Origin of the sequence: Rhodococcus sp. NPDC127593, from assembly GCF_042671975.1 — a bacterium.
Taxonomy (GTDB): Bacteria; Actinomycetota; Actinomycetes; order Mycobacteriales; family Mycobacteriaceae; genus Rhodococcus_F.
This window is the reverse complement of sequence record NZ_JBHXWI010000173.1, coordinates 1-1516: the sequence shown is the minus strand read 5'-3', so window position 1 is coordinate 1516 and position 1516 is coordinate 1. Positions and strand designations below refer to the sequence as shown.

The window sequence follows — 1516 nt, the reverse complement described above, 5'->3', positions numbered from 1 at the left end:
GTGTCATGCGTCGCTGAGGTCGACGGTGCGGTTGTCGCCGATCCGGTATGCGCAGATGGCGCTGAGTGTGCAGAATGCTGCGAGCATGATCGAGACACCGATCGGTCCGATTCCGCCGGGGGCGACGAAGATCGAGGCGAGCAGTGGGCCGATGCCACCGCCGATGAGGCCGGCGAACTGGTACGCGACGCCGGCGCCGGTGTAGCGGAACTTGGTCGGGAAGAGTTCGGAAAGCAGGGTGGCGGAGGTTCCTGTCGCTGCCGAGTTGAGTATCGCCATTCCGATGATGAAGGTGGCCAGGATGATCAGCGGGGACCCCGACCCGATCATCGGGAACATGACGAACGCGAACACGCCGTAGCCGATCGCGGCGGGGATGAAGATCTGGCGCCGGCCGACCTTGTCGGAGATGAACGAGAAGAACGGGATGGTGAAGATCATGATGACCAGCGAGACGTTGAGCAGGGTCAGCAGGGTCGACCGGCCCAGACCGTAGTGCGTGGCGGCGTATGAGATCAGGAAGGTCGACACGATTGCCTGGGACATGAAGGTGCCCGAGACGGTGCCGATGCCGAGCAGAACCTTGCCGGGTCGCTCACGGAAGACCTCGATGAGCGGGATGGGCGGCTTCTCCGTTGCTTCGGAGTTGTGCTGTTCGGATTCGAAGACCGGGCTTTCCTCGATCCGCAGCCGCACGTACAGACCGACGCCGACGACGACGACCGAGAAGAGGAACGGCAACCGCCATCCCCAGGTCAGGAACGCCTCGTCGTCCAGGTTGTTGAGCAACGCGAACGCCCCGTAGGCCAGCAGCACTCCGGCTCCCGATCCCAAACTTGCCGCTCCGCCGAAGAATCCGCGTGACTTCTTGGGAGCGTGCTCGACGGCCATCAACACCGCGCCGCCCCATTCACCGCCCACGGCGATGCCCTGGATGAGGCGGAGGGTGACCAGCAGGATCGGTGCGAGTGCACCGATCTGCGCCGAGGACGGCAGGCATCCGATCAGGAAGGTGCTCAGCCCCATCAGGACCATCGTCCACAACAGCGTCGACTTGCGGCCCACCCGGTCCCCGAAGTGACCGAAGATGATCCCGCCGAGCGGTCGAGCCGCGTACCCGATCGCGAGAATCGCGAACGAGAGGATCGTCCCGAGCGACTCGGACGTCGACTCGAAGAAGACCCGCCCGAACACCAGGCTCGCCGCCACCCCGAACACGATGAAGTCGTAGAACTCGACCGTCGTGCCGATCAGGCTGGCGAAATACACGCGTCTGAGTTGCCGTCGATTCCCGACGGCGTCCTCAGCCCTCGGGTGGGCCATATCTCGAGTGTCGGTCATGACTGCCTCTCCTTCACCACGAACGCCGGTCGACGCGAATCGGATCGCCAGGGGCGAGCTGCAGTGAGCCGCTCGACTCACACGTGGCATACGTGGCGGGTGCCTGTGAATTGATGGAGATAATACGAACACAGATGAAGTCTCCGCGCAAGGGCGCGACACCAGCTGTTAACAC

The 1516-nt window shown here is 63.7% G+C and carries 1 protein-coding gene; it reads right to left on the bottom strand.

Annotation, left to right across the window (positions count from 1 at the left end; all coding sequences use genetic code 11):
- Positions 1-3: 3 nt before the first annotated feature.
- Positions 4-1341: an MFS transporter gene (locus ACFVJ3_RS49435; RefSeq protein WP_378459036.1), complete on the bottom strand. Its 1338-nt coding sequence runs from the start codon at positions 1339-1341 to the stop codon at positions 4-6.
- Between the last annotated feature and the right edge of the window lie 175 nt (positions 1342-1516).

Bases quoted from the DNA above. Each gene is read 5' to 3' on its own strand.
- ACFVJ3_RS49435 (WP_378459036.1), bottom strand. From the start codon at position 1,341: ATGACCGACACTCGAGATATGGCCCACCCGAGGGCTGAGGACGCCGTC.